Source organism: Halovalidus salilacus (assembly GCF_031852275.1).
Classification (GTDB): Archaea; Halobacteriota; Halobacteria; order Halobacteriales; family Natrialbaceae; genus Halovalidus; species Halovalidus salilacus.
Window position 1 is genome coordinate 1,096,605 of record NZ_CP134700.1, and the last position, 19,921, is coordinate 1,116,525.

General features: G+C 66.0%; 20 protein-coding genes. 13 read left to right on the forward strand and 7 right to left on the reverse strand.

Annotation, left to right across the window (positions count from 1 at the left end; translation table 11 throughout):
* Window position 1 precedes the first annotated feature (1 nt).
* The 9 genes from RJT68_RS05400 (at window position 2) to RJT68_RS05440 (ending at window position 8,632) form a co-directional block, all read left to right on the forward strand.
* The gene (locus RJT68_RS05400; RefSeq protein WP_407039350.1) at window positions 2-796 is read left to right on the forward strand and encodes a 50S ribosomal protein L32e; all 795 of its coding nucleotides are present in this window, start codon (window positions 2-4) and stop codon (window positions 794-796) included.
* Entirely contained in the window at window positions 789-1,238 is a 450-nt protein-coding gene (locus RJT68_RS05405; RefSeq protein WP_407039351.1) for a 50S ribosomal protein L19e, read from the forward strand. Before RJT68_RS05400 ends, RJT68_RS05405 begins: the two co-directional genes overlap by 8 nt.
* Window positions 1,238-1,783, forward strand: a complete 546-nt coding sequence (locus RJT68_RS05410; RefSeq protein ID WP_407039352.1) for a 50S ribosomal protein L18 — start codon at window positions 1,238-1,240, stop codon at window positions 1,781-1,783. Before RJT68_RS05405 ends, RJT68_RS05410 begins: the two co-directional genes overlap by 1 nt.
* Window positions 1,780-2,418, forward strand: a complete 639-nt coding sequence (locus RJT68_RS05415; RefSeq protein ID WP_407039353.1) for a 30S ribosomal protein S5 — start codon at window positions 1,780-1,782, stop codon at window positions 2,416-2,418. Before RJT68_RS05410 ends, RJT68_RS05415 begins: the two co-directional genes overlap by 4 nt.
* Window positions 2,415-2,882, forward strand: a complete 468-nt coding sequence (locus tag RJT68_RS05420; protein ID WP_407039354.1) for a 50S ribosomal protein L30 — start codon at window positions 2,415-2,417, stop codon at window positions 2,880-2,882. Before RJT68_RS05415 ends, RJT68_RS05420 begins: the two co-directional genes overlap by 4 nt.
* Window positions 2,883-2,884: 2 nt before the next feature.
* Window positions 2,885-3,382, forward strand: a complete 498-nt coding sequence (locus tag RJT68_RS05425) for an uL15m family ribosomal protein (protein ID WP_407039355.1) — start codon at window positions 2,885-2,887, stop codon at window positions 3,380-3,382.
* Between the two features lie 3 nt (window positions 3,383-3,385).
* Complete coding sequence (gene secY / locus RJT68_RS05430; protein ID WP_407039356.1) at window positions 3,386-4,873, forward strand: preprotein translocase subunit SecY; 1,488 nt, start codon at window positions 3,386-3,388, stop codon at window positions 4,871-4,873.
* 354 nt (window positions 4,874-5,227) lie between these two features.
* Window positions 5,228-6,228 (forward strand): IS630 family transposase gene (locus tag RJT68_RS05435; RefSeq protein ID WP_407039357.1). Its coding sequence is split into 2 segments (ribosomal slippage): window positions 5,228-5,720 and window positions 5,720-6,228, totalling 1,002 coding nucleotides; the frame shifts between segments, so codons are not numbered across the junction.
* 496 nt (window positions 6,229-6,724) lie between these two features.
* Window positions 6,725-8,632: a beta-CASP ribonuclease aCPSF1 gene (locus RJT68_RS05440; protein WP_407039358.1), complete on the forward strand. Its 1,908-nt coding sequence runs from the start codon at window positions 6,725-6,727 to the stop codon at window positions 8,630-8,632.
* Between the two features lie 148 nt (window positions 8,633-8,780).
* Here RJT68_RS05440 and RJT68_RS05445 read toward each other — a convergent pair whose 3' ends face one another.
* From RJT68_RS05445 to RJT68_RS05455, 3 genes are all read right to left on the reverse strand, one after another.
* On the reverse strand, window positions 8,781-10,214 hold the full coding sequence (locus tag RJT68_RS05445) for a sensor histidine kinase (protein WP_407039359.1): 1,434 nt from the start codon (window positions 10,212-10,214) through the stop codon (window positions 8,781-8,783).
* A gap of 248 nt (window positions 10,215-10,462) precedes the next feature.
* Window positions 10,463-10,660, reverse strand: coding sequence for a hypothetical protein (locus tag RJT68_RS05450; protein ID WP_407039360.1), 198 nt, complete (start codon window positions 10,658-10,660; stop codon window positions 10,463-10,465).
* A 92-nt stretch (window positions 10,661-10,752) separates the two neighbouring features.
* The gene (locus RJT68_RS05455) at window positions 10,753-11,763 is read right to left on the reverse strand and encodes a diacylglycerol/lipid kinase family protein (RefSeq protein ID WP_407039361.1); all 1,011 of its coding nucleotides are present in this window, start codon (window positions 11,761-11,763) and stop codon (window positions 10,753-10,755) included.
* A gap of 58 nt (window positions 11,764-11,821) precedes the next feature.
* On the opposite strand from RJT68_RS05455, the gene RJT68_RS05460 reads away from it, so the two are divergent.
* A complete protein-coding gene (locus tag RJT68_RS05460; protein WP_407039362.1) occupies window positions 11,822-12,544 on the forward strand; it encodes a CehA/McbA family metallohydrolase in 723 nt (240 codons plus the stop codon).
* Window positions 12,545-12,634: 90 nt separating this feature from the next.
* Here RJT68_RS05460 and RJT68_RS05465 read toward each other — a convergent pair whose 3' ends face one another.
* Window positions 12,635-13,048: an Lrp/AsnC family transcriptional regulator gene (locus tag RJT68_RS05465; RefSeq protein ID WP_407039363.1), complete on the reverse strand. Its 414-nt coding sequence runs from the start codon at window positions 13,046-13,048 to the stop codon at window positions 12,635-12,637.
* 102 nt (window positions 13,049-13,150) lie between these two features.
* Between RJT68_RS05465 and carA the strand changes: the two genes are divergently transcribed.
* Window positions 13,151-14,224 carry a glutamine-hydrolyzing carbamoyl-phosphate synthase small subunit gene (gene carA, locus RJT68_RS05470; protein ID WP_407039364.1) on the forward strand — a complete coding sequence of 358 codons (1,074 nt, stop codon included), beginning with the start codon at window positions 13,151-13,153 and terminating at the stop codon, window positions 14,222-14,224.
* A gap of 189 nt (window positions 14,225-14,413) precedes the next feature.
* Here the strand turns inward: carA and RJT68_RS05475 are convergent, their stop codons facing one another.
* A complete protein-coding gene (locus RJT68_RS05475; protein ID WP_407039365.1) occupies window positions 14,414-15,199 on the reverse strand; it encodes an SIMPL domain-containing protein in 786 nt (261 codons plus the stop codon).
* Between the two features lie 83 nt (window positions 15,200-15,282).
* Entirely contained in the window at window positions 15,283-15,660 is a 378-nt protein-coding gene (locus RJT68_RS05480) for a hypothetical protein (RefSeq protein WP_407039366.1), read from the reverse strand.
* Window positions 15,661-15,726: 66 nt separating this feature from the next.
* Between RJT68_RS05480 and RJT68_RS05485 the strand changes: the two genes are divergently transcribed.
* Window positions 15,727-16,557, forward strand: a complete 831-nt coding sequence (locus tag RJT68_RS05485; protein ID WP_407039367.1) for a hypothetical protein — start codon at window positions 15,727-15,729, stop codon at window positions 16,555-16,557.
* Window positions 16,558-16,679: 122 nt separating this feature from the next.
* Here the strand turns inward: RJT68_RS05485 and purH are convergent, their stop codons facing one another.
* Window positions 16,680-18,311: a bifunctional phosphoribosylaminoimidazolecarboxamide formyltransferase/IMP cyclohydrolase gene (gene purH / locus RJT68_RS05490; RefSeq protein WP_407039368.1), complete on the reverse strand. Its 1,632-nt coding sequence runs from the start codon at window positions 18,309-18,311 to the stop codon at window positions 16,680-16,682.
* A gap of 168 nt (window positions 18,312-18,479) precedes the next feature.
* Here purH and purB point away from each other — a divergent pair, with 168 nt between their 5' ends.
* Entirely contained in the window at window positions 18,480-19,871 is a 1,392-nt protein-coding gene (gene purB, locus RJT68_RS05495; protein ID WP_407039369.1) for an adenylosuccinate lyase, read from the forward strand.
* Window positions 19,872-19,921: the final 50 nt, after the last annotated feature.

Below are 19,921 nucleotides of genomic sequence, written 5' to 3' on the forward strand. Positions count from 1 at the left end.
GATGGCTGACGACGAACCCGAAGCCGACGCCGAAGAGACCGAGGCGGAGACGGAAGCCGAGGCCGAAGCGGAGGCCGAGGAGGACGTCGACGCCGAGGGCCCGCAGGAACTCGAGGACATCAGCGGCGTCGGCGCGAGCAAGGCCGACGCGCTCCGCGAGTCCGGCTACGAGTCCATCGAGGACGTCAAGGAGGCCTCCCAGGACGACCTGGCCGAGGTGGAGGGCATCGGCAACGCGCTCGCCGCGCGCATCAAAGCCGACGTCGGCGATCTCGAGGTCGCGGAAGAGACCGAAGCCGAGATCGAAGACGAGGCGCCCGAAGCCGAAGAGGAACCCGAGGACGTCGAGACGGAACTGCGCCCGCGCGGGCTGGTCGAGAAGACCCCCGACCTCTCCGACGAGGAGAAGCGGCTGCTCAGCCGCCGACGCTCCGAGGGGAAACCGCAGTTCAACCGACAGGACTACCACAAGAAAAAGCGCACGCCCGAATCCTGGCGACGCCCGCGCGGCGGCCTCTCGAAGCAGCGCCGCGGCATCAAGGGCAAGGGCCAGAAGGTCGAGGCCGGCTACCGCACGCCGGAGTCCGTCCGGGGCAAACACCCCAGCGGCTTCGAGGAGGTCCGCGTGGAGAACGTGGACGACCTCGAGGGCGTCGACGGCGACACGCAGGCCGTTCGAATCGCCTCCTCGGTCGGCGCGCGAAAGCGCGAGCGGATCGAGGACGTCGCCGAGGATCGGGGCGTTCGCGTCCTGAATCCGACCTACGAGGAAGTCGAGGTGGAATCCGATGACTGATCTTCGCGCACAGAAGCGGCTCGCCGCCGACGTCCTCGACGTCGGGGAGAACCGCGTCTGGTTCGATCCGAACGCCCAGGCGGACATCGCCGAAGCGATCACCCGCGACGAGATCCGCGAACTCGTCGACGACGGCGTGATCCGGGCGAAAGACGCCCGCGGGAACTCCCGCGGCCGCGCCCGCGAACGCAACGCGAAGCGCTCCTACGGCCACCGCAAGGGGCCGGGCAAGCGCCGCGGCAGGAAGGGCGCACGCCAGAACTCGAAAGAGGAGTGGCAACAGAAGATCCGCGCACAGCGACGGAAACTCCGCGAACTCCGCGATCAGGGCGAACTGACGCCCACGCAGTATCGCGAACTCTACCGCAAAGCGGGCGGTGGGGAGTTCCGGAGCGTCCGGTACCTGTTGAACTACATCGACAACGAATACGGTGATCAGTGATGGCGACAGGACCACGATACAAAGTTCCGATGCGCCGTCGCCGAGAGGTCCGGACGGACTACCACCAGAGGTTGCGCCTGCTGAAGTCGGGTAAGCCCCGCCTCGTCGCTCGAAAGAGCAACAAGCACACCACGGCGCAGCTGATCGTCCCCGGACCCCAGGGCGACGAAACGCTCGCGAGCGCTCACTCGAGCGATCTCGCGGAGTACGGCTGGGACGCACCCACGAGCAACATCTCCGCGGCCTACCTGACCGGCCTGCTGGCCGGCCAGCGCGCCGTGGAGGCGGGCCTCGAGGAAGCGGTCCTCGACATCGGCCTCAACACGGCGACGCCGGGCAACAAGGTGTTCGCCGTCCAGGAGGGCGCGATCGACGCCGGCCTCGAGATCCCGCACAACGACAGCGTGCTCGCCGAGTGGTCGCGTACCCGCGGCGAGCACATCGCCGAGTACGCCGAACAGCTCGACGAGCCGCTGTACAGCGACTTCGACGCGACCGAACTACCCGAACACTTCGACGAGGTACGAGAGGCGATCTTAGAATGAGCGCAGACAACTACGACGACGGCTGGCAGCCCGTCACCCGGCTCGGCCGGATGGTCCAGGAGGGCGAGATCGACTCGATGGAGGCCGCCCTCAACTCGGGACTCCCGCTGAAGGAACCCGAGATCGTCGACCAGCTCCTTCCCGGACTGGACGACGAAGTGCTGGACATCAACATGGTCCAGCGCATGACCGACTCCGGACGGCGCGTCAAGTTCCGATGCGTCGTCGCCGTCGGCAACCGCGACGGCTTCGTCGGCTACGCCGAGGGCCGGGACGACCAGGTGGGCTCCGCCATCCAGAAGGCGATCGGCATCGCGAAGCTGAACATGATCCGGGTTCCCCGGGGCTCCGGCTCCTGGGAGGACCGCTCGGACCGGCCCCACTCGCTGACCCGACGAACGACGGGCAAGGCCGGCTCCGTCGAGGTCGAGCTCATCCCCGCCCCCGAGGGGCTGGGACTGGCCGCCAGCGACACCGTTCGCGCGGTGCTCGAGCTGGCCGGCATCGAGAACGCCTGGACGAAGAGCCACGGCAACACCCGGACGACGGTGAACCTCGCGAAGGCGACGTTCAACGCGCTCGAGAACGCCTCGCAGTCGCGACAGCCCCGATCCCGCGGGGTGGTCGAAGGATGAAGGCGATCGTCCAGCTTCGCGGCGAAGTGAACCGATCCGGAGCGGTCGACGACACCCTGTCGATGCTCAACCTGCACAAGGTCAACCACGCCACGCTGGTTCCGGACACCGACACCTACCGGGGTATGATTACGAAGGTCAACGACTTCGTCGCCCACGGCGAACCAACCGCCGAAGTAGTCGAGGCCGTCCTCGCGAAGCGAGCCGAACCGCTCGAGGGACGTCAGGCCGACGTCGACGAGGAGTGGCTCGCCGAGAACACCGACTACGACGACTTCGGCGAACTGGCCGAGGCGCTGCTGGCCGAGGAGACCACCCTCCGCGAGCAGGGGCTGTCGCCGACGCTTCGACTGCACCCGCCCCGCGGCGGCCACAGCGGCATCAAGCACTCGGCCGTCGAAGGGGGCCAACTCGGAAAGCATACAACCGAGGAAATCAACGACCTCTTAGAATCGATGCGCTAACCATGACGAGCAAAAAACGACGCCAGCGCGGCTCCCGAACCCACGGCGGCGGTACCCACAAGAATCGGCGGGGTGCCGGCCACCGGGGCGGACGCGGACGCGCCGGGCGCAGCAAACACGAGTTCCACAACTACGAACCGAAGGGGAAACACGGCTTCAAGCGACCGCAGGACATCCGCGAGGAGGTCCTCGAGATCGACGTCAAGAAGCTCGACGAGGACGCGATCCTCTACGCCGCCGAGGGTCTCGCCGAGGAGACCGGCGACGGCTACGAGATCGACGCCCGAGACGTCGTCGAGGACGGCCACGAGGCCGACGTCGTCAAGGTCCTCGGAAGCGGTCAGGTCCGCAACTCGCTCTCGGTGACCGCCGACGCGTTCACCGACGCCGCTCGGGAGAAACTCGAGTCGGCGGGTGGCGAAGCGGTGCTGACGGAACGATCGGTCGAGGACGAGGCCGAGGCGCGAGCCGACGCCGACGGAGAACAGGACGAGGAATAACGCATGGGATGGAAGGAAGCCGCCGAACCGGTCTTAACGCGAATCCCCACCGTCAAGCGCCCCGAGAAGCACGTTCCGTTCAAGCGGAAGCTGGCGTGGACGGCCGGGATTCTCGTGTTGTACTTCTTCCTGACGAACATCACCCTGCTCGGCTCCGCCGGCGGGGAGGACATGTTCGGGCAGTTCCGTTCGGTCCTCGCGGGCGAGTTCGGGTCGGTGCTGACGGTCGGTATCGGACCGATCGTCACCGCGAGCATCGTCATGCAGTTGCTCGGCGGGGCCGACCTCCTCGGGCTGGACACGAACGATCCGCGGGATCAGATCCTCTACCAGGGTCTTCAGAAACTGCTGGTCTTCGTCATGACTGCGCTGACGGCGCTCCCGATGGTGTTCGCCGGCGACTTCCTTCCAGCGGTGCCGCAGCTCCAGCTGGGCGGACTCGCCCTCGGTCAGACCGAGGTCCAGCTCGTCATGTTCGTGCAGCTGTTCCTCGGTGGCGTCCTCATCCTCTACATGGACGAGGTCGTCAGCAAGTGGGGCGTCGGGAGCGGGATCGGCCTGTTCATCGTCGCCAGCGTGAGCCAGTCGCTCGTCACCGGTCTGCTCCAGCCGACCACGGGCGGGTTCTTCTACAACTGGTACCAGATCATCACCGGGCAGATCGAGGTCTCGATCTTCTCGAGCGAGGGGCTGAACACGCTGCTGGTCGGCGATAGCGGCGGGCAAATCATCGCCCTGGCGACGACGCTGCTGATCTTCGGCATCGTCGTCTACGCCGAGTCCGTCCGCGTCGAGATCCCGCTCAGCCACGCTCGAGTGAAGGGCGCTCGCGGTCGCTTCCCGGTGAAGCTCATCTACGCGAGCGTCCTGCCGATGATCCTCGTCCGCGCGCTGCAGGCGAACGTCCAGTTCCTGGGCCAGATCCTGTACTCGCAGACGGGCGAGGGTGGTACGATCGCTCCCATGGGCTACGAACTGTCGTGGCTCGGCGTCTACAACGACGCGGGACAGCCCGTCAGCGGGCTGTTCTACTACCTTGCGCCGATCTACTCGCCCCAGGACTGGATGTGGTGGGCCGGCGCGGCCAGCCAGGAACCGTGGATGGTGATGATCCGCGTCGCGATCGACCTCGTGGTCATGATCGTCGGCGGCGCGATCTTCGCCATCTTCTGGGTCGAAACCACCAACATGGGCCCGGAGGCGACTGCGAAGCAGATCCAGAACTCGGGGATGCAGATCCCCGGCTTCCGCCAGAACGTCGGCGTCATCGAGAAGGTCATGGAGCGGTACATCCCGCAGGTGACCGTCATCGGCGGCGCCCTCGTCGGCCTGCTGGCCGTCTGGGCGAACATGCTCGGGACGATCGGCAACGTCGGCGGAACCGCGTTGCTGCTCGCGGTCTCCATCACGTACAAGCTGTACGAGGAGATCGCCGAGGAGCAACTGATGGAGATGCATCCGATGATGCGCCAGATGTTCGGCCGCGAGTGATCACTTCGTGATCACGATGTAGGCCTGCATCCCTCTTCTCGTTCTCGCACTTTCTCGAGCTTCGTAGGCGAATTGCTCGTCTTCGGGTCGAAACGTGTGGGCTAATCGTCAGTCGTCTCTCGCGAGACGTCTTCAATCGTTTCGGTGTCGAGATTGTTGAGGGAGGTGTCCTCCCCGATCGTGTAGACTGACGTTGTTTCGCAGCGGTAGCACTCGAGGCTCACGTCTTTGTGATGGGCCATCATCGAGACGTCTCGGCTACCGCACTCCGGGCAAGCAAGCCAATCGCGGAACCTGCGGCCCATGCTATAGTAGTCATTAGAACTATTTACGCAGAGATTGTAAGCCATTGTAATGGAACATCTTGACGAGATCTCCGTTGAGGATCTTCAGAACGCACTCGACAACGTAGACGGAAAGAAACCGGCACAACGGCTGTTAGCCGCGATTGCCTACAAAAACGGCGTTCCACAGAGTGAACTTGCCAAGTGGTACGGAGTTGAACGGAAAACGATCTATAATTGGCTCAAGCGGCTCGACACCGACGAGTCGCTTGAGCAGGCCGTTACTGATGCTCATCGATCTGGGAGAAAGCGAAAACTCTCGGAAACAGAGCAAGAACAGTTCGAAGCAACTGTCCACGGATCTCCTGCGGAAGTTGGGCTCGACGCGCCGGCGTGGACGCCGGCGCTCGTCCAGCAGTATCTTGCCGAAACCTACGATGTCGAGTACTCGCTCCCGAGTTGCCGGCGGTTGCTCAAAGAAGCGGGATTGAGCTATCAAAAACCACGCCGTACAGCCGCTGAATCCGATGCTGACGAGCAAGAAACGTTCCGCAAAGAGTTCAAAAAAAGCGGCGGGAGCTGGACGCCACCGTAGTCTGTATCGATCAAACCAAGAAATCCGTGCAGGTCGAGCCGCGTGCCGCGTGGTTTCCCCGCGGCACGCGGCCATCCGTCGAATTATCCGGTCAACGTGACTGGACGTGTCTCTTGGGCGCGATCACCGAAGACGGTGATCGCTTTTTCGCTCGATTCGAAGAGTACGTAACCGCCGAACACGCGAAACATTTCATTCTTGCATTATGCCAAGAGTTCGAAGATGATTTGCTCATTGTGCTGGATGGAGCGCCGTATTTTCAGGCATCGGCCGTCACGGACCTAGCGGCCCGTGACGACCTCGCCTTCGTCACGTTACCGGCATACTCGCCAGAGCTAAATCCTGTCGAGGAGTGCTGGAGACAACTCCAAGCCGCTCTCAGCAACCGCTTCTTTGAGTCACTCGACGATCTCACAACGGCGATTGATACGGCTCTTGACCAACTCTCTATACCAAAAGTGAGTAATTATTTCTAGGTCATACTATAGTAACGTCGCGTGAGTCCCCCTTATCGTTTGTGTGTGATCAATTGAGTGAATATTTGGCCGGATAGATGTAGTCGTCTTCGAGCAGCGGTAGCTGGTCAGTTCGCGACCTCCACCGCGGAGTTCGCGAGGTCCAGGATACGCCGATACGGCGTTACGAGACCGCTATCGGTCGGCCCTCAGCCACGAAGTCTCACCGGGTTCGGTAATCGCGTCCCTGACGGCAGTTGGACGATGATACGCTAGCGACCGACGCCCTTCGTCGTTCGGGACTTCCGTCGCCGAATCCCGGGACGGTCCCAGGGGAAGGTTTTTGACACCCGTGGACAAAAGGCAGGTACTGGGTTCGTCTACCGGCAGCGACCCGCTCGGTCGCTCGTGCCTGTTTCCGGGCCCGTTTGTTAGGAACTCGCGGTCGATCGGTCCTCGGTGATGGGGTGTTCCCGATCAGTTCGACGACCGACCGTCGCGAGCGCACGAACCATCCATGAGCGAAACCGCCAACTCCGACCTACTCGAGCAGATTGCGGCCGAACTTCCCGACCACCTCGACGTCACGAACGCCCGATACGAAGGGCCGAACCTCGTCGTGTACACCGAAACGCCTCGAGCGTTCGCGAAGGACGGCGATATCATCGGCTCGCTCGCGCGAACGTTTCAGAAGCGAATTACGATTCGACCGGCTCCGGGGACGCAGTCGAGTCCCGACGAGGCGAGGGCGACGATTCGGAAGATCGTGCCGGACGAAGCCGAAATTCGAGACCTCGAGTTCTATCCGACGGTGGGCGAAGTCGTCATCGAAGCCGAAAAGCCCGGGCTGGTGATCGGCCCGCGCGGATCGACGCTGCGGGAGATCACGCAGGAGGTCGGGTGGACGCCGGAGGTGATCCGGACGCCGCCGGTCGAGTCTTCGACGGTCAGCAACGTTCGGAACTTCCTCAGACACGAGCGAGGAGAGCGCAGGGAGTTTCTCGAACGCGTCGGCGAACGGATCCACGGCTCCCCCGCGAAGGAAGTCGAGTGGGTGCGAGTGACGACGCTCGGCTGTTGCCGCGAGGTCGGTCGGGCGAGTTTCCTCCTCGCGACGCCGAATACGAAGATACTGATCGACTGCGGGGACAAGCCCGGCGCCGAGGGGGAGGTCCCGTACCTCCACGCGCCGGAGGCGATGCCGCTCACGGACATCGACGCCGTCGTCTTGACCCACGCTCACCTCGACCACAGCGCGTTGCTCCCGCTGCTGTTCAAGTACGGGTACGACGGTCCGGTCTTCACGACCGAACCGACGAGGGATCTCATGGGCCTGCTCCAACTCGATTACCTCGACGTGGCGGCCAAGGAGGGGCGAGCGCCACCGTACGAGAGCGAGCAGGTGCGAGAGACGATCAAACACACCATCCCCATCGACTACGGGGATACCACCGACATCGCCCCGGACGTGAAGTTGACGATGCACAACGCCGGCCACATCCTGGGGAGCGCCGTCTGTCACTTCCACGTCGGCAGCGGTTTCCACAACGTCGTCTTCTCGGGCGACATCCACTACGAGCCGACCAGGCTGTTCAACGGCGCGGTCAACAACTTCCCGCGCGCCGAGTCGATGGTGATGGAATCGACGTACGGGCGTCGAAACGACTACCAGACCGACACCGCGGAGAGCGAAGCCCGAGTCCGAACGCTCATCCGCGAAACCCACGAGGCCGGCGGAAAAGTCGTCATCCCGGCGTTCGCGGTCGGACGCTCTCAGGAGTTGATGCTGGTCCTCGAGGAGGCGATGCGAGAGGGGGAGATTCCGACGATGCCGGTGTACCTCGACGGGATGATCCGGGAGGCGACGGCCATCCACACGGCCTACCCCGAGTACCTCCGGGACGGCCTCCGCGATCGAATCCTCCACGAGGACGAAAATCCGTTCCTCATGGAGGAGTTCAGTCAAGTGGACGGCGGCCACGAGATGCGCGAGGAGATCGCGAGCGGCGATCCCTGCGTCATCCTCTCGACCTCGGGGATGGTCACGGGCGGACCCATCATGTCCTGGCTCGAACTCCTCGGTCCCGAGTCGGATAACACGCTCCTGTTCGTGGGCTACCAGGCCGAGGGGACGCTCGGCCGACGAATTCAGGGGGGCCGCCGCGAAATCTCGCTCGACGATCGCCGCGGTCACGCGTCGAGACTGACCCTCGAGTGCCGCATCGAATCGGTCAGCGGCTTCTCCGGCCACGCCGATCGCGAGGGCCTCGAGAAGTTCGTCGAGGAGATGAACCCGCGACCGGAGCGCATCCTGTGCGTCCACGGGGACGAGAGCGCGACGGATCAACTCTCCTCGGGGCTCTACCAGAAGTACAACGTACGGACGTATCGACCGCGGAACCTGGAGACGTTCCGACTCTCGTGATCGGACGGATCGTTCACCGGTTCCGAAGCGGGAAGCCAGAACCGCACGAATGCGTGCACCCCGTCGCGTTCCTCGAGCCGAAGCGAGCGGTCGAACGGGACGAGTCGAGCGGACGCCACGGTCTTCGACCGGAGGCGCCGAACGGGGGCTACCTCGCTCTCGGGAGGGTGAAGGAAAACGTCGTCCCCGTACCCGGTTCGGAATCCACCCAGATATCCCCGCCGTGGTGGCTCACGATTTTCTGACAGAGCGAGAGACCGATACCCGTCCCCGGAAACTCGTCGTTCGCGTGGAGTCGGTTGAAGATCTCGAAGATCTGGTCGACGTACTCGTCCTCGATTCCGATGCCGTTGTCGCGAACGCTGAACAGACAGCGGTTCCCGTGTCGTTCTCCGGAGATCTCGACGTGCGGTGGGTCGTCACCGCTGTACTTGATCGCGTTCGAAACCAGATTGGAGAACAGTTGTTCGAGTTGCTTGGCGTCCCCGTCGACCGCCGGCAGCGGATCGAAGACGATCGTCGCGTCGGTCTCGCTGATCTGAATCTGGAGGTCCGACAGCATGGCGTCGACGACGTCATCGCAGTCCACCGATTCGAACTCGGCTTCCTCCATGTCGATCCGGGAGTAGGCGAGCAGCCCGTTCACCATCTCTCGCATTCGGTCCGACCCGTCGACGGCGAACTCGATGTACTCGCTCGCCTCCTCGTCGAGTTCGGGAGCGTACCTGGACTCGAGAAGCTGGAGGTAGCTCGAGATCATCCGCAACGGTTCCTGCAGGTCGTGCGAGGCGACGTACGCGAACCGCTTGAGGCGATCGTTCGACTCCTCGAGTTCTTCCACCGTCTCCTTCAGTTGGGCCCGGGCTTGCGACCGGTCGACGAGCGTGTTCAGCATGCGCTCGACGTCCCGGATCGGCTCGTCGGGCTGGAAGAACTCCTCGGGCGGCGTGTAGTAGAAGTTGTGACAGACCGTCTCGTCGTAGATGAGGTGCGGGTGCGTTCGAATAACGTCGACGAGGATCTCCGGCGGAATTCGATTACAGTCGTAGTGACAGAGGGCGATACAGTCCTCACCCTCGAACAGGGTGTTCACCCGGCTCTCGTAGGCCATGAACTCCTCGAGCGTCGCGTGTTCGTCGAGGATGAAGTTCGTGTTCGCGGTGACGCGGAGCCCCGGATACTCCGCTTTCGCCTCCTCGATGGCGTCGGCGTAGACCTCGAGCATGTCGTCGGCGTCGAATCGACCGGATCGAAGGTAGGTTTCGTCGAGCGAGTGGAACGTGAGCTGTCCGGTGTCGAGGGCTGCGTCCACGTCGACGTCACCCGTACGCAGTTCCGCGAGGATCGCCGATTGGGGGAGATCGTCGATGACGTACATGACGCGCTCACCCTGCTCGATGCCCTGCCAGATGAACGGAGCGACCGTGGCGAACCGCTCGTCGCGGTTTCGGTAGAACAGGGCGATGTGCTCACAGGTTTCGATATCGTCGAGACCGTCGAGCGGTTCGACCGTGCCGTGGAAGTCGGTACTCGACTCGAGCGCCTCCAGCCCGCTTTCTACCGTCAGTGAATCCGGTTGCACGACACCCTCGGTTCGCGACCGTCTCCGTCTCGTACGATTTTCCTCGGAGCTCATCGTCGTTTTCAAGACGGCAGCCGGTAAGTAGCCTTCGTCATTCCGGCATCCCCCGGAGAATGTTGGACGTTCGTGAACTTCCCGCCGCCCGGCGAACGGCGACGACGATTCACCTCGGACGTCGCGTCGGTGATCCCATCCTGCGACCGAACCGCCGCCCGCGTGCTCGACGGACCGTTCGCGTCTCGTTCCTGTCAACGCTTGGCGGCGAGGTCGAGCCACCGCGACGACCAGATCCACTCCGAACTCGAGCCGTCGTCGTCAGTCTCTGAGGCGATCCGAACGCCGACGACGCCGTCGACCGACTGCGGGTGCCACGACTCGTCGACGGGGGCGGGGCGGCGGCCCTCGGCGGGATCGTTTCCGGACTCGAGCATCGTCGTCGATCCCACCACGCCCGCCCTCTTGAGTAGGCACCCGCTTACCCCTCGCGATCGCTCGAGAAACGGTCACGGTCGGACGAAGCGTCCCGCTCCGCCACTCCTCACGCGAGGTCGAGGGCGGAGGGCTGTTCGTCGGGGGTCTCGTATCCCGGGCCGACGGGGACGGTGAGCGCTCCCGGATCCGTCTCGACCGACAGGTGCCGTGCCTCGAGGATTTCGCCGTCGAGGCTGTACGCGACGGGCGAGTCGCCGAGACTCTCGATCGTTAGCGAGGGGGTTAGCCGCCGCACGATCGACGCCGACGAGTCAGTCGAGCGTCCGAACAGCCGCTCGAGCGTGCCGCCGTTGGCGAGTCCCGACGGGAGGTGTTCGACGATCGTCACCTCGAACAGGCCGTCCTCGACGTTGGCCTGCACCCGCCGGGGGCCCGTGAATCGGCGACAGTTGCCGATGAGCACGAGCGCGGCGTTGCCCTCCCACGTGTCCGGCTCGTCGCCGTCGGGACCGCCCGCCGTCTTCACCCGGAGCGACAACGGCTCGAACGAACGTACCATCTCGAGCGTGCTCATCACGTACGCGAGCACGCCGAGTCGACGCTTTTCCTCGGGCGAGGTCGAGCCGCTGGCTTCGGCGGTGATGCCGCCCACGCAGGAGTTGACGAAGGCGCGGTCGTTCGCGACCCCGAGGTCGAGGCGGCGGCGCTCCCCGGTCTCGATCACGTCGAACGCGTGGCCGAGGCCCTCGATTCCGACGTTCGACGCGAAGTTGTTCCCCGTTCCGGCCGGGACGACGGCGACGGTCGTCGACTCGAGTTCCCCTGACGCGACGACGCCGTTGACGACCTGGTTGATCGTGCCGTCGCCGCCGGCGGCCGCGACGAGGTCGGCGTCGGCGGCGGCTTGGCGGGCGAAGCGCTTCGCGTCGCCGGCCTCCTCGGTTTCCCGCACCTCGAATCCGTGGTCACGTCCGCGGTGAGTGACTTCGGCGACGTGGTCCTCGCTGCCGGCCGTCGGGTTCACCACGAGGACGCGACGCTCGTCGCGATCGCGACCGACCCGGTCGTCGCTTTCGTCGTTTACGGTCTCGCGTCGCTCGTCCCGTTCCGTCGACATGACGGTTGTGTATGTCGGACGAACGCAAAAGGGGTCACCCGGCGTACGACTACCCACCGTGTACGCCATCGATCTCCACGCGCACACCCGGTTCTTCCACGGCCGCCGACGGCTGGGCGATCGGTACGATCCGCTGGGGTTTCGCCTGCTCGCCGAGGTCGCCGCCAGGAGGGGGCTCGACGCCGTGGCGACGACCAACCACGACTACTACACCCGGTTCGAGCCCGCGGCGGGCGTCGTTCAGATCCCCGGCATCGAGATCACGACCGAGCGCGGACACGTTCTCGTCGTCGGTCCGGACCCTCCCCGGGAGACCGGGCGTGGTGACCTCTCGCCGGCCGAGGCAGTCGCTCTCGCCCACGATCGGGGGTGTGCCGCCATCGTCGCCCACCCGTACCGGAACAGCACCGTTCGCGAACTCGAGGACGTCCCGTTCGACGCGATCGAGATCAACGGGAAGCACCCGCGCACGCGCGAGGCCGTCGAGCGGCTGGCGGAGCGCCGCGGGTTGCCGCTGGTCGCGGGCAGCGACGCTCACTACCCGTTCGAGGTCGGCCGAGCCTACACCGTCGTCGAGAGCGACCGACTCACCTCCGAGGCGGTCGTCGACGCCATTCGCGACGGGCGCGTCGGCGTACGGGTAAAGGAGAACCGGGTCGATCGGGTGCTTCGGAACGGGTACCGGAAAATCCACGAGGGTAAGCGACAGCTCGACGCGCCCGAGCCGACGCCGGGGATGGGAACGCCGCCGGAGGACGAGCAGACCGAACGCGGGGGCTGATACGGACTGCCCTCCGCCAGTTCCGGAGCGACAGGGTGCCGTCCTGCGGCCTCGGGTACGCAGGTGGAGCAGTCCGTGCGAACGGCCAGGTTAGCCCAGCTGTTCGTCGAGGATCAGGCGCGTCTTCGTGCTGACCACCTCGTCCTGCTCGCGGGCTTTCGTTATGAGGTCGTTGACGCTGCGGGTGTCCGCCGCGTCGACGACGAGCACGACGTCCTCCTCGCCGGAGACCTGCCAGACGAAGTCGACCTCCTCCCACTCGGCCATCCGCTCGGCCACCCTCGAGGTGTCGACGTCGACGGCGACGGAGACTTCGATCATCGCCTTTACGTTTCCGGTGCGCGTGGAGACGGTGAAGCGTTCGATCACGCCCTGCTCGGTCATTCGCTCGACGCGGTTGCGCACGGTCCCCTCGCTCGTGCCGACCTCGGAGGCGATCTCGGTGTACGGCGTCCGGGCGTCTCGGCGAAGGATGTTCAGGATTTGCCGGTCCAACTCGTCCATGGAGGTCTAGTCGTTCGCGTGACACCCACTTACCGATTACGAAATTCGTAACTCAGCTTCGAAGACAACACTTATGGCGGTGTGCCCAATACGTATCTCGTAATGACACCGGCCTACGTAGCGGTCGAGGGTGGCCACGTGCTCGAGGGACGTGGTCGCGCTCCGGGAACGGCACGCGGCGAACTGGTTTTCACGACGGCGTACACGGGATACGAGGAGAGTCTGACCGACCCCTCCTACGAGGAGCAGGTCCTGACCTTCTCGTACCCACTGATCGGTAACTACGGCGTGCGCGAGGAGCGGTTCGAGTCCGACCGCGTCCACCCCCGCGCCGTCATCGCCCGGGAACTCACCGAGGACGTCGCCGCGTGGCTCGAGCGCGAGGGCGTCCCCGCCGTCGACCACCTGGACACCCGCGAGGTCGTCACCGACATCCGCGACGGCGGCGCCAAGAAGTGCGGCATCGCCGTCGGCGAGGACGCCACGCCCGAGGACGCGCTCGCCGAACTCGATGAGTGCGAGGCGATGAGCGAGCACACCGAGATCGGCGCGCAGGTCAGCGTCGACGAGCCCGTCGTCCGGGGCGCCGACAACGACGGCCCCGACGTCGCGCTGGTCGACTGCGGCGCCAAGGGCTCGATCGTCGACTCGCTGCTCGAGCGCGACGCCACCGTCCACGTCCTGCCCTACGACGCGACGGCCGCGGACGTCGAGGCGGTCGACCCCGACGTGCTGTTCATCTCGAACGGGCCGGGTGACCCGGCGAACTACGAGGACGCCATCTCGCTCGTCGAGGAGTTCGTCGAGGACACGCCCGTCGCGGGCATCTGCCTCGGCCAGCAGATCGTCGCCGAGGCGCTTGGCGGCTCCACCGAGAAGATGGCCTTCGGCCACCGCGGCGTCAACCAGCCCGTCCTCGACCTCGAGACGAAGCGGGTCGTCATGACCACGCAGAACCACGGCTACACCGTCGCCGACCCCGGCGAGCACCTCGAGGTCACCCAGATCAACGTCAACGACGACACGCCCGAAGGGCTCGACGGCGTCGAGTACGACATCATCACCCGCCAGTACCACCCCGAGGCCAACCCCGGCCCCGAGGACACCCTCGACTTCTTCGACAGCGTCCTCGACATGGCCGCCGACGCCCCTCGAGCGGTCCCGGCCGACGACTGATCGGGCCGATCGGTCGCGCGAATCCCGTTTTTCTCCGTTCTTCGCGGTATCGCGTCTCCGACTCCGAGAGCCGACGGCTCGACCCGAGCCCCGCTCTTCGGACGAGCGCGTCGCGACCGCTCGAGGGCGGGCTGAGTCCGCTCGAGTTCGCATACGCGCGGAAAACGGGAATCGTCGGATCGAGTTCGGTCAATTGGCGTCTTCGAACCCGTAGACGACTTCGGCCGACGCGCGCACGGTGACCGGTTCGGAGTCGATGGTCGTCTCCGCGCCTCCGGCCGCGTCGTCCGACTCGTACTCGGCCCCGTCGGAGCGAACGGGAACGACGTCCGCGTTGCTGGTCGACACCGAGCGGATCCCGTTCAGTTCGACCGCGCGATTCGTCGCGATGTGCGCGGCCTCCGCGTCGGCGTTCTCGAGGGCCGCGTCGACCGCCTCGTTTCGAAGCTCCGCCCGGGTCTCGTCCCGGAGGGTGAACTCGACCTGCCCGACGTCGTTCGCGCCGGCGTCGACCGAGGCGTCGATCACCTCCCCGACGCGCTCGACGTCCTCGACCTCGACGCGGAACGAGTGGCTCCCCTCGAACCCGGAGCCGTCGCCGCGGACAGGGTGGACGCGATACCGACCGTCCTCGATCGCGTCGTCCGAGATGCCGAGGTCGTCGAAGGTCTCACGGAGTGCGTCGGCCCGCTCGGCGAGTTCGCCGCTCACCTCGTCCGCCGAGTCGCCGCTGGCCTCGACGCCGATGCTCGCGACGGCGAGGTCGGGTTCCGTCTCGATCTCGCCTGACGCGCTCACTTCGATGCCCCGCCCCGACCCGGTTTCCGGCGCCGCACCGGTCGTGCCGGACGGGTCGGCGTCCGAATCGTCGTCCGAGTTCGAACTCGAGTCGGCGCTCAGGAGGTCGCTCGTGCAGCCGGCTACCGTCACGGCCGCGCCGACCGTCGACGCGGCGAGGAATCGTCGTCGATTCATGGACGATCCTTCGAAGTCCTCCTCAAAAGCCGCTCGCCAAGCTGAAACGCCGCTTTGAGCTTGGCCGACGGTCCTCGCGACGGTCAATCCGCCTTCGTCTCGAGCGACGCGGCGTACTCGAGGATCGTCTCGTCGTCGATCGCCTCGAGCAGGAGGTCGCCGTCGAGGAGTTCGGCGAGTCGGCGGTGTCCCGCAGCGCGCCGGCGCTCGACGGTTTCCGCGTCGACGTACGCCGCGAGTCGCTCTTCGGCGTACGCCTCGCCGAGGCGTCGTACGGCCTCGTCCTCGCGCTCGTCGGGGGCGTTAGACGCGAGGTATTCGACCCAGCGCTCGGGGTCGGCCCACTCGTCGCCGAGTTCTTCGGCGCGGCGCACCCAGTCGTAGCGGTCCGCGAAGCGGCCCCAGTAGCCGTCGGCCCGCCGGAGGTCACGGATCAGCGAGCGGGCGACGGTCGCCCCCACCGGACGATTGCCCGTCGATTGTAGGAGGGGGATTACAATGCCGAAACGGAGAAAAGCCCCCGGTCGATGAGCGCACCCCCGGACACATTTGGAACGTATCTGGCCGATACCGAATCGATCGTCGACGCGGGGACGGGACGACTCGTCGACGGCGAGGCGTCGACGGAGGGAGAGATCGGCGTCACCGACCGTCGACTCCTGTTCGTCTCCGACGAGACGGGGTTCGTCGACGTTCGCTACGACCAGATCTGCTCGATCCGGAGCGAGTCGCGGGAGCGACTGACGCCCCGCGGGATCGGCGTCCGACTGTTCGCCGTTTCGGGCGCGCTCCTCGCCGCGCTGGCGTTGCTCCTTCAGGCGGTGGTGACGCCCACCGGGCGCGGATCGCTGCTCGCCGTGGTCGCGGTGGGCGGATTCGCCGTCGCGGAGGCGGTGCGGCGAACCGGCGTCGACGTCGACTGGAGCGCCGTCGTCGACGCTCTCAGGAACGCCGATCCGTCGCTCGGCGACGGCGCGATCCGCCATCGCTGGGAGACGGAGTACGTCTACGCTCGCGTGGTCCTGCTGATCGGGGCCGGCGTTCTCGGCGCGCTCGCGTCCGTCGGGTTGCTCGTCGTCACGGGACGCCCCCTCGCGTTCGCGCTCACGTTCGTCGCCCTCGGCGGACTCGCGGCGGCCGATCACGGCGTCCGCGCGGTTCGACGGCTCGAACGCCGCGGGGAGGGTAGGCGGACCGTGCGGACCGTGACCATCCACCTGGTCGGCGGGCAGGACACGACGCTACACCTCGAGCCCACCGATCGCATCGACAGAGTCCTCAGCAGGGCGTCGACGACGGACCTGCCCGATCGCCACGACGGTCCCGTTCCCGGCGACCTCGAGGTGTCCCGCTCGTAGTCTCTCCCTGTACCGCGGTTCGTCGCCGAGATCGGCGACGGCTGCGGAGGCAGTTCGTCCGGTCGTGGCTGATTAGTTCAAAATGCGCCGCTCACTCTCTGATTCCGCTCGTTTACGCACGGTCAGTCGTGTCTGAAAGACCGCTGGCCGGTGAACACCATCGCGATTCCGTGTTCGTCCGCCGCCTCGATCACGTCCTCGTCGTTGACCGACCCGCCGGGCTGAACGACCGCCTCGATGCCCGCCTTCGCGGCCTCCTCGATACCGTCCGGGAACGGGAAGAAGGCGTCCGAGGCCATCACGGCCCCCTCGGCGTCTTTGCCTTCCGCGTGCTCGTCCGCCTTCATGGCGGCGAGGCGAACCGCGTCGACGCGGGAGACCTGCCCCATTCCGATCCCAACGGTTTCGGTCCCCCTCGCGAAGAGGATGCCGTTCGACTTCACGTGCTTGAGCGTCCGCCACGCGAACACCATCGTCTCGAGTTCCGCCTCGGTCGGCTCGCGCTCGGTGACGACCTCGAGGTCGTCGACCGAGATCGCCTGCAGGTCGCGCTCCTGGACGAGTCGGCCGCCGACGATGGGCTTCTCGGTGAAGCGCTCGGTCGACTCGCCCAACTCGCCGACGTCGAGGACGCGGAGGTTCTGCTTCTCGCAGAGGACCTCGAGCGCCTCGTCGGCGTACCCGGGCGCGACGACGACCTCCTTGAACGAGTCGACGATCAGTTCGGCGGTCTCAGCGTCGCACTTCCGGTTCAGGGAGACGATACCCCCGAAGGCGCTCATCGGGTCCGTCGAGAGCGCCCGCTCGTAGGCCTCGGCGAGCGAATCGGCGGTCGCACAGCCCGCTGGGTTCGTGTGCTTGATCACCGCCGCCGCCGGCTCGTCGAACTCCTTGATCAGATTGAGGGCGCCGTCGGCGTCGTTGTAGTTGTTGTACGACAGCGCCTTCGCGCCCTCGTTCAACTGCTCGGCGTGAACGACGGAGGCCTCGTCGCATGTGTAGTCGGCGTAGACGGCCGCGTCCTGGTGGGGGTTCTCGCCGTACCGGAGGGTGTCGAGTCGGTCGCTCGAGGTGAGCCGACGCGCCGGCAGCCCCTCGGCGTCGGGGGCGTCGGCCGCGTCCGCGTCGACGGTAACCTCCCCCTTCTCGAGGTCGACCTCGACCGCGTCCTCGGCGAACCACTTCACCGCACGCGGGTAGGCGCGAAACTCGCCCTCGTAGAGCACGCGCTCCGTGAGCGTCTCCTCGTCGTCGCCCTCGTAGATCGGAATCGGCTCCTGGGTGACGATGGGTCCGGCGTCGACCTCCTCCTCGATCACGTTCCCCTCGTCGTCGGTGGCGTCGGTGACCACGTGGACCGTACACCCGGTCACGGAAACCCCGGACTCGAGCGCGTCGCCCCAGGCGTCCATTCCGGGGAACGACGGCAGCAGCGAGGGGTGGACGTTCAGCGTCGTCGGCTGGGCCTCGAGGAAGGTATCCGAGAGGATGCGCATGTAGCCGTCCAGGCAGACGAGGTCGTACTCGTAGTCGGCGAGCGCCTCGTTGACCGCCTCCTCGTGCTCTTTCCGGCTCATCTCGTCCTCGAGCGGGACGACCGCCGTCGGAATCCCGCGCTCGGCGGCGGCCTCGAGGACCGGCGCGTCGTCGTTGTTGGTCAGTACGACGGCGAGTTCGGCGCCGCCCGGCGCTCGGTCGGCGATGTTCAACAGGTTGCGCCCCCGGTTGCCGGCCATCCCGGCGATTCGCGTCATGGTCGAACGCCCGACCGCGAGTGAGAAAGTGATTGCGGTATCGGCCGCAAATGTGTGCACTACTGTGCATACTATCGGCCCAGTATCCGGCAATTCTCCATGGTCTTATACACGCCCGTGGCACAGGGATCCGACACGCTTTTGCACCGTGCTGGAGCAGACACGACCATGACCGACGCACACGCCCTGTACGCCGTCTCGCCGCTCGACGGTCGGTACAACAACCGGACGGCGTCGCTGTCGCCGTACGCCAGCGAGGCCGCGCTCATGCGCGCCCGCGTCCGCGTCGAGGTCGAGTACCTCATCGCGCTCGCCGACCTCGAGGAGACGCCCCTCGAACTGGACCTCGACGAGCGCAACCACCTGCGCACCCTCTACCAGAGCTTCGCGGAGGAGGACGCTCAGCTGATCAAGAAACTCGAGACGGAGGGCCACGGGGAGTTCGATGCGACGAACCACGACGTGAAGGCGGTCGAGTACTTCGTCCGCCACAACCTCACCGAGGGGAGCGAGGCGTCGGCGTGGATCCACTTCGGGCTGACGAGCGAGGACGTGAACAACCTCGCCCACCGGCTGCTCGTCCGCGAGGCCGTCGACGACGTGTTGTTGCCCGAACTGTACAACCTCCGCACCGAACTCTCGGAAATGGCCCGCCGGTACCGCGACGTCCCGATGCTCGCGCACACCCACGGTCAGCCCGCGACGCCGACCACCTTCGGCAAGGAGATGGCCGTCTACGCCGCCCGCCTGGGCCGAACCACCGCACACGTCGACGCCGCGAAGGCGGACCTCCGGGGGAAACTCGGCGGCGCCTCCGGCACCTACGCGGCCCACGTCGCGGCCTACCCGGACGTCGACTGGCGCGCGTTCGCCCGCTCGTTCGTCGAGGAGGCGCTGGGACTCGAGTTCGAACCCCTCACGACGCAGGTCAACCCCTGCGACGACCTCGCGGCGCTGTTCGACGCCCTCCGCGGGGCGAATAACGTCCTGCTCGACCTCGACCGCGACGCGTGGCTGTACGTCTCCGACCGCTACCTCGGCCAGGAGGCCGTCGAGGGCGAGACTGGTTCCTCGACGATGCCGCACAAGGTCAACCCGATCGACTTCGAGAACAGCGAGGGGAACCTCTCGAAGGCGAACTCGGACCTCGCCTTCCTGGCGGACTACGTCACCACCTCGAGACTCCAGCGCGACCTCTCGGACTCGACCGTCAAGCGCAACGTCGGCGCCGCTTTCGCCCACTGCCTGATCGGCTACACCAAGACCGCCGACGGCCTCGAGAAGGTCGTCCCGAACGAGGAGGTCATGGCGCTCGACCTCGCCGAGACGCCGGAGGTCATCGGCGAGGCCGTCCAGACCATCCTCCGTCGCGAGGGGCAGGAGGACGCCTACGAGCGCGTGAAGGCCCTCACCCGCGGCAAGGACGTCACGCTCGAGGACTTCCGCGACCTGTTCGACGACCTCGACGTCGACGAGGACGTCACGGAAGAACTGCGCGCCCTGGCGCCCGCAGGCTACACGGGACTGGCCGACGAACTGGTCGGCGACCTCGAGCGGTAACGCCGCCCCGAACCCCAGCCTCTGCGTCACCACCGCCGAGCGGGATCTGA